Here is a 7,861-nt window from a genome sequence, read left to right as displayed (position 1 = left end):
CTTCATCGACGAAAGCCATGTCACCGTGCCGCAGATCGGCGGCATGTATCGCGGCGACTTTCGCCGCAAGGCGACGCTGGCCGAATACGGCTTCCGTCTGCCGTCCTGCATGGACAACCGGCCGCTGCGCTTCGAGGAGTGGGATGCCATGCGTCCGCTTTCGGTCGCGGTCTCGGCGACCCCTGGCGCCTGGGAGATGGAACAGGCCGGCGGCGTCTTCGCCGAGCAGGTCATCCGTCCGACCGGCCTGATCGATCCGCCGGTCGAGGTCCGCCCGGCCAAGAGCCAGGTCGACGATGTCGTCGGCGAGATTCGCGATACCACCAAGGCCGGCTACCGCACCTTGGTCACCGTGCTGACCAAGCGCATGGCCGAGGATTTGACCGAGTATCTGCATGAACAGGGCATCCGCGTCCGCTACATGCACTCCGACATCGATACGCTGGAGCGCATCGAGATCCTGCGCGATCTGCGCCTCGGCGCCTTCGACGTGCTGGTCGGGATCAATCTTCTGCGCGAAGGCCTCGACATTCCCGAATGCGGCTTCGTCGCCATTCTCGACGCCGACAAGGAAGGTTTCCTGCGATCGGAAACCTCGCTGATCCAGACCATCGGGCGCGCCGCCAGAAACGTCGACGGCAAGGTCATCCTCTATGCCGACCAGGTGACCGGCTCGATGGAACGGGCGATGGCCGAAACCAACCGTCGCCGCGAAAAGCAGATGGAGTGGAACGCGGCCAACGGCATCACACCGGAATCGGTTAAGTCGCGCATCTCCGACATTCTCGATTCGGTCTACGAGAAGGACCACGTCCGCGCCGATATCTCGCAGTTCACCGACGGTGCCGGCGCCATGATGGGCAACAACCTCAAGGCCCATCTCGACGCGATGGAAAAGCAGATGCGCGATGCCGCGGCCAATCTCGACTTCGAAAAGGCGGCCCGCATCCGCGACGAAATCAAGCGCCTGCGTGAGATGGAACTGTCCATCTCCGAAGACCCGCTGGCCAAATACGCCGACATGGAAAGCCCGGCCTCCGGCCGCGAAAAGGGCAAGCACAACAAGGGCGTGGCCAAACATCGTACAGCAGAGGAACAGGAGCGTTTTCGCAAGCTCGACGCAGCGCGTGCCGCCGAAGAGGCAGCCAAGGCTGCCCGGCCCAACCTCTTCCGCAAGCCTGATCTCGACGAGATGGGCGCCGATGGCACTGTGCCGGTGAAAAAGCCGCTGTTTTCGAAACCCTCGATCGACGACATGGGTCCAGGTACCGACATGCCGACGCCGGCCGGCGCGGTGTCGCGCTCGCTGTTCAAGAAACAGTCGGCATCCGAGGCACATGGTTCCGATTTCGGCATTCCCGGGGACGCCACAAAGCCGCTGTTCAAGAAGAACTCGCTGGACGAGATGACGGTGCGGCGGACGGAAAAACCGATCGAAGGAAAAGTGCCGGCCAAGCCGCAGCCAATCTCCCCCCTCGTGGGGGACGAATCCGCCAAGCCAGTTGTTCGCCAGCGAACAGGCATTGGCTCCTACGAAGACCCCGCCGACGCCCGTCGGGAAAAGCGCCGGCCCGGCAAGACGGGTAGGCCGGGAAAGTAGCGCCTTCCCCTTCTCCCAGAAGGGGAAGGGAAGCGCTCCGCCGCCGCCGCATTCCGCCGACGCACTTGCCACCAGCCCCGCCTTTGGTGTAATCGCTCCCCACACTCGAACGTCTCGAAAGGAGGGCTCACGTGTTTACGTTTCATCGTCACCATCGTCAGCGTGGCCCGATTTCTGCCCTGCGAGCTTGCTTGCAGGGCTGACCAGGGACGGTCCGGGTTTTTCCCGCTTCGATTTTTTGGTCTGCCCTTCGTGGTGCGTAATGCCGAGCCTGATGGCCGGAAAGCGCACCGTCAAAGTGGACCGGAGTAGTCTCCGGCAAGACCAGAGAAATCAAAATGGCCCTGATCAGCCTCAAATCCCTCGGCGTCACCATGAGTGCGTCGCTGTTTGCCAATCTCGACCTCACCATCGGCACCGGCGACCGGCTCGGCATTGTCGCCGCCAATGGCCGCGGCAAGTCGACTTTGCTGAAATGTCTGACCGGCGGGATTGAGCCGACCTCCGGTGACATCACCCGCACGCGCGGCCTGCGCGTCGGTCATGTCGAACAGTCGGTTGCCCAGGCCCTTCTCACCCGTACGTTCCGGCAGGTGGTGGCGGATGCCTTGCCGTCCGAGCAGGCCGAAAGCGAGATGTGGCGTGTCGACGTGGTTCTGGATTCACTCGACGTGCCCGAGCCGATGCGCGAGCGGCCAATGCGGGCGCTGAGTGGCGGCTGGCAGAGGCTTGCGCTAATCGCACGCGTCTGGGTCACCGATCCGGACGTGCTGTTGCTCGACGAGCCGACCAACCATCTCGACCTTGTCCGCATCAGCCAGCTCGAAACCTGGTTGAACACGCTGCCGCGCGAGGTGCCCGTCGTCATCGCCAGCCACGACCGCGCCTTCCTCGACGCCACCACCAACCGGACCCTATTCCTGCGCCCGGAACAGTCGCCGGTGTTTGCCCTGCCCTACTCCCGCGCCAGGCAGGCGCTCGACGAGGTCGATGCTTCGACCGAGCGCAAGTTCCAGCGCGACATGAAGGTGGCGCAGCAATTGCGCCGGCAGGCGGCCAAGCTCAACAACATCGGCATCAATTCGGGCAGCGACCTTTTGACGGTGAAGACCAAGCAGCTCAACCTGCGGGCCGAAAAACTGGAAGAAGCGGCCGCACCGGCGCACCGCGAAAAGTCGGCGGGTGCCATAAAACTGGCCAATCGCGGCACCCACGCCAAGGTGCTGATCACGCTCGACGACGCGGCTGTGGAAACACCCGACGGCACCCCGCTGTTTCGAACCGGCAAGCGCCATATCTGCCAGGGCGACCGCATCGTGCTGCTCGGCCGCAACGGCGTCGGCAAGTCGCGCTTCGTCACCCTGATCCGCAATGCCATTGTCGAACCGGACACGGTGCCGAATGTGAAGGTGACGCCGTCGACGGTGCTAGGCTACAGCGACCAGGCGCTGTCGGGCATCAGCGGCGACGACACGCCGCTGATGCTGGTCTCGCGCCGCTACGATGTCGGCGAGCAGCGTGCCCGCTCGCTGCTGGCAGGCGCCGGCGTGGTCATCGAGATGCAGGAGAAAAAGATCGGTGCGCTGTCCGGCGGCCAGAAGGCGCGGCTGATGATGCTGGCGCTGAGGCTCGCCAATCCCAACTTCTATCTGCTGGACGAGCCGACCAACCATCTCGACATCGACGGCCAGGAAGCCCTGGAAGCGGAACTGCTGGCACATCAGGCAAGCTGTGTGCTCGCCTCGCACGACCGCTCCTTCATCCGCGCCATCGGCAACCGCTTCTGGCTGATCGAGAAACGGCGGCTGACCGAAGTCGAAGACCCAGAGGATTTCTTCCGCTCGGTGGCGGAGGGCGCTGGCTAATCGGTGAACAAAACTGCCGATGAAGTTCCGGCCTGTCGAGCGCAGGCCGGAGTTTCGTATCATGCTACGAGACGTCTTCTTGACTTCCGAAGCGTATCATGCCATGGTACGCCACTCGGGTCGGCAAGATGATACGCTCCTTCAAAGACAAGACCAGCGAAGCCGTTTCGAACGGCAAGGCTCCGAAGGGCTTCCCATCGGACCTTTGTCCGCTCAGCCCAGCGGAAGCTGTTCATGATCGACAACGCCGCCGAACTGTCGGATCTGAAGACGCCTCCCGGCAACAGGCTTGAGCCGCTGAAAGGTAACCGTGCGGGCCAGCATTCGATCCGCATCAACGATCAATTCCGCGTCTGCTTTCGGTGGGTGGAAGGGCAAGCGGAGGATGTTGAAATCACCGACTATCATTGAAGAGGGTTCAAAATGCTGAACATCAACCCACCTGTCCATCCCGGAGAAATTCTCCGTGAGGAATATCTCGTGCCGCTCAATCTGAAGCCTTACACGCTGGCCAAAAAGCTGCATGTGCCCCGCACACGCATCGAGCGCCTGGCCAGCGAGACGACACCGGTAACGCCCGACACCGCTTTGCGCCTTGCGAAGTTCTTCGGAACCACGCCGCAGTTCTGGATGAATATGCAGGCGAGCTACGACCTCGCCGTAGAGGGAGAGGCGAAGAAGGCCGATCTTGAAACAATCGAACGTCTACAAACCGCGGCCTGAAGTAATCGCGTTAGCAACAACCCGCTTCAAGCAGGCTACGGAGCTAGCGATAAAAAATCTCGACGGTCTGTCGGATAGCCTCAGCCCGTCGCGTCCTTGGGATGCCGACACGATGATGCCGGCCCAACCCAGGGAGAATTATCATGTCGGTTCTTTCGTCCATCGGTCGCATCGCAACCCGGTATGCGGCAGCGCGCGCTCGTCACCGCAGCGAACGCGTCCTGCGTTCACTGCCTGCCTCGCTGCGCAAGGATATCGGGTTTCCGGACGTCTTCGATGCGCAAAACGGCCGCCGCCCCTGACCTCGCGGGGCGCCAGTCAGTCATGCGTATCGCCCGAAAGCGGCGTCGCCTGCATCGATACGCGTTTTTCGAAAGCCTCGAACCAGCGCGTCAGCAGTGCCCGTGAGCGAAAAGGCGGAAGGTGACGGAACGCCATCCAGGACAGCGTGGTGGCCAAGGCGATGTGGCCGATATGGAGCGGCGCCTCGTCGTCCAGCGTGCTCTCGATCCAGTCGTAGCTCGCCTCGATCTTTTCCCGGTATCCGTCGGCGAGAGCACCATAGCGCAACTTTTCGGGTCTCCTTTCCGTCTCCCAGCGCAAGGCTATACCCGTCTGCGCCAGGCCCTGGGCGACCGCCTGCAACCGCAATGCCTGCCAGCGCGCCTCGCCGTCCTGCGGCAGCAGCTTGCGACCGTCATGCAGCGTGTCGAGATAGGCGCAGATGACATCGGAATCGAAGATCGGCGACGCGTCGGGCCGCAACAGCACCGGCACTTTGCCGAGCGGGTTTTCGGCGTAGACGCGGGCATTGCGCAAGGTCGGACTGGTCTCGTGATGAATGACCTCCAGCCGATCGGCAATGCCAACCTCGTGGGCGAAGACGAGCGCCTTGCGCGCGAAGGGTGAGTGGGTCTGATAGTAGAGGATCATTGTCGTCCCAGGATTTGAAGAGGCGTTCGCCTGATCCATCTGTTCTAGCCTGCGAGCCGAGAGAATTGCGCTCTGATTGGGCGCGGTCGACGCAAGTTCGTTTCACGCCTCTCGTCCAACTGCGGCTGCGTGGACTGTCCAGGGCCGGTCGGCCAAAAAAATCTGCCGGCCATGTAGGAACGCCGGCACCTCATCCGTCCTTTGGCTCGCAAGGCCAAACGCAAAGAGGAACAACAGATGACCGATCAGACCCCCGTTCAGCCCGCGGCCAAAGTGCTCGGCGGATTGACCCCCTATCTGCAGCTGGATGGCGCCTTCAAGGCTGCCGAATTCTACAAGAAGGCCTTTGGTGCCGAGCAGGTCTTTGCCTATCCGGCGGACGAAAAAGGCCGCACCATGCACATCCACCTCCACATCAACGGCTCGACGCTGATGCTCTCCGACTTCTATCCCGAAAACGGCATGCCTGCCGTCAAGCCGCAGGGTTACACCATGCAGCTTCACCTCGGCAGCGACGACATCGAAGCCTGGTGGAAGCGCGCCGTCGATGCCGGCTGCGAAGTCGCCGTGCCGCTCCAGATCATGTTCTGGGGTGACCAGTGGGGCAATATGCGCGACCCGTTCGGCGTCGAATGGGCGATGAACGCGCCGGTCAAGAAAGCCTGATCTATCGCCAATGGCGAAGTCCCTCACCGGCTGGCGTCGGTGAGGGATTGTGAACTTCCAGGAGGAGACCCACAATGTCCTATGTCGATGGCTTCGTGCTTGCCGTGCCCAAGGCAAATCTCGATGACTACAAGAGGCTGGCCAACCTCGCAGGCCCTATATGGATGGAACACGGCGCGCTCGGCTATGTCGAATGCATCGGCGACGACGTGCCCTATGGCGAGGTCACTTCGTTCCCGCGCGCCGTGCAGGCCAAGGACGACGAGATCGTCGTCTTCGCCTGGGCCGTCTATGAGTCGCGGGAGAGCCGCGATGCCGTCATGGCCAAAGTGATGGCAGATCCGCGCCTGAAGGCCGATTGGGCGGACATGCCGTTCGACGGGAAGCGCATGATCTTCGGTGGCTTCAAGCCATTCATAGAGCTTTGAGCAGCCGGTAGCAGATTGGCAGAAGCCCCTCAGCTTCGTCATCCTAGGACGAAGCAGGAGCGTTGCGCTAATCCAGCCTGTCCAGAAGCGGCTTCAGCCGGTCACCATAGCGCTTCCATAGATCGACCGACCCCTGATACATCGGCTGGCGCACCTGTGCGGCTGAAGCCGTGCGCACCGGTCGGTCGGTCTCGTGGAACGATAGTGCCGCGTCGTCCCAGGGCAGGCCGAGATGGGCGATCAATGCCCGCGTCTGGCCTTCCTGGTCGGCGACAAAATCCTCGTAGCGTACATCGTGCACGACGCCTGGCAGCACCGTGTGCCAATGCTTCATGATGTCGGTGTAGAGATTGTGGAAGTCGGCGAGCTCGCCGAGATCGTAGCCATAGCGATGGCTGTCACCGCGGAAATGCACCTTGTAGATCGACAGGCAGGTGGCCGCCGCATCGCGCGCGCAGTGGATGATCCTGGCCTTCGGCATCATCATGTGGATGAAGCCGACAAGCAGGAAGTTGCCCGGCATTTTGTCGGTGACGTGGCGCATGTTCGGATAGCGGGCATGGAGCATGTCGAGATAGGCTTGGCCTGCCTCGGCAAAATCCGAATCGCCCGTATCCGATACGCCCCATGGGAAGCCACCCGGCATAGTCGCCGGGAACTGCCTGCCGACCGCCTTCTTCAAAATGCTGAGCTCGCCTGCGCCATAGACCTGCGGATGGCTGGCAATGATCTGCTCGACCAGCGTCGTGCCCGAACGCGGCATGCCGACAATGAAGATCGGCGTGTCGTCGCTGATTGAGCTGGGCCTGTGCTTCTCGAAGAAGCCGGCATCGAAGGTGGCCTTCATCGCCTCGAACTCGGCCCGCGTCCTGGCCTGGTCGTAGTCGATGCCTTTGCGGCGGATCGCATTGCCCTCGGCGAAATAGTCGAAGGCCCGGCCATAATCCTTGAGATCGTCATTCGCCTTGCCGAGTCCGAAGGACAGCTGCATGCGCGCCAGGCTGTCCTGCGGCGCCTTGGCATGCTGGGCTTCCATGCCCCCAAGCTCGCTGTCGCGCTCCTTCTGGCGCTTGACCTGCGTCAGCATCAGCCAGGCTGTGGCCATGGCGGGGTTGATCGCCAACGCCTGCCGGAACAGGTCGGCCGCCTCGTCGAGCTTGCCCTTTTCCATCAACCCGACGCCGAGCCCGTGCAGCAGGTCGGCATCCTTGGGTCGGATCGCCAGCGCTTCGCGGAAGGCAGCCAGCGCCTCATCCAGCCGCCCGGCTTCCTGCAGGGTTTCGGCAAGCCCGATGCGGGCGCGCACATGAAATGGGTTGCGTGCAACCGTGCCGCGATAAATCTCTTCGGCCTCTTCGAACTGGCCGACCTGTTTCAGCGATGAGCCGAGATTGTCGCGCGCCGCGAGTTGGTCCGGCCGCAGATCCACTGCGCCGCGGAAGAAATCGATGGCCGCAGCAGGGCGGCCGAGGTCGCGCATCACCGTACCGAAATTGTTGAGGAAATCGGGATTCGTCGGCTGCAGGCTCACCGACCGTTCGATGAGATCCAGCCCTTCTTCGCTGCGCCCGGTCTGGTGAAGCAGCAGTCCCAGGAAATGCGCCGCGGCCGCGTGCTTGGGCTGACGCGCCAGCACCTGCCGGTAG

At 62.5% G+C, this 7,861-nt stretch carries 8 protein-coding genes and 1 pseudogene; 7 read left to right on the top strand and 2 right to left on the bottom strand.

Translation table 11 applies throughout. The features are described 5' to 3' along the window. The 5 genes and pseudogenes from EN914_RS16765 to EN914_RS16745 form a co-directional block, all read left to right on the top strand. On the top strand, positions 1 to 1,600 hold a 1,600-nt coding region (locus tag EN914_RS16765), incomplete at its 5' end, for a helicase-related protein (protein WP_206527209.1). Positions 1,601 to 1,938: 338 nt separating this feature from the next. Next, entirely contained in the window at positions 1,939 to 3,465 is a 1,527-nt protein-coding gene (locus EN914_RS16760; RefSeq protein WP_024504186.1) for an ABC-F family ATP-binding cassette domain-containing protein, read from the top strand. Between the two features lie 128 nt (positions 3,466 to 3,593). Further along, a pseudogene (locus EN914_RS16755) lies at positions 3,594 to 3,876 on the top strand (type II toxin-antitoxin system RelE/ParE family toxin). A 12-nt stretch (positions 3,877 to 3,888) separates the two neighbouring features. Beyond that, positions 3,889 to 4,188: a HigA family addiction module antitoxin gene (locus EN914_RS16750; RefSeq protein WP_024504187.1), complete on the top strand. Its 300-nt coding sequence runs from the start codon at positions 3,889 to 3,891 to the stop codon at positions 4,186 to 4,188. A 143-nt stretch (positions 4,189 to 4,331) separates the two neighbouring features. After that, positions 4,332 to 4,490, top strand: a complete 159-nt coding sequence (locus EN914_RS16745) for a hypothetical protein (protein ID WP_013530026.1) — start codon at positions 4,332 to 4,334, stop codon at positions 4,488 to 4,490. Between the two features lie 16 nt (positions 4,491 to 4,506). Here EN914_RS16745 and EN914_RS16740 read toward each other — a convergent pair whose 3' ends face one another. After that, entirely contained in the window at positions 4,507 to 5,121 is a 615-nt protein-coding gene (locus EN914_RS16740; RefSeq protein WP_024504188.1) for a glutathione S-transferase family protein, read from the bottom strand. Between the two features lie 237 nt (positions 5,122 to 5,358). Between EN914_RS16740 and EN914_RS16735 the strand changes: the two genes are divergently transcribed. Together EN914_RS16735 and EN914_RS16730 are read left to right on the top strand one after the other, a co-directional pair. Beyond that, the gene (locus EN914_RS16735) at positions 5,359 to 5,787 is read left to right on the top strand and encodes a glyoxalase/bleomycin resistance/extradiol dioxygenase family protein (RefSeq protein WP_013530024.1); all 429 of its coding nucleotides are present in this window, start codon (positions 5,359 to 5,361) and stop codon (positions 5,785 to 5,787) included. A 74-nt stretch (positions 5,788 to 5,861) separates the two neighbouring features. Beyond that, complete coding sequence (locus EN914_RS16730; protein ID WP_024504189.1) at positions 5,862 to 6,215, top strand: DUF1428 domain-containing protein; 354 nt, start codon at positions 5,862 to 5,864, stop codon at positions 6,213 to 6,215. Between the two features lie 67 nt (positions 6,216 to 6,282). Here EN914_RS16730 and EN914_RS16725 read toward each other — a convergent pair. Next, positions 6,283 to 7,861: sulfotransferase (locus EN914_RS16725; protein WP_164778762.1), on the bottom strand; the 1,579-nt coding region annotated here is incomplete at its 5' end.

Origin of the sequence: Mesorhizobium sp. M7A.F.Ca.CA.001.08.2.1 (assembly GCF_003998455.1) — a bacterium.
In the GTDB taxonomy this organism is placed as follows: domain Bacteria; phylum Pseudomonadota; class Alphaproteobacteria; order Rhizobiales; family Rhizobiaceae; genus Mesorhizobium; species Mesorhizobium ciceri.
Note: the sequence above shows the minus strand (reverse complement) of the source record. Positions and strands in the feature narration are given on the sequence as shown.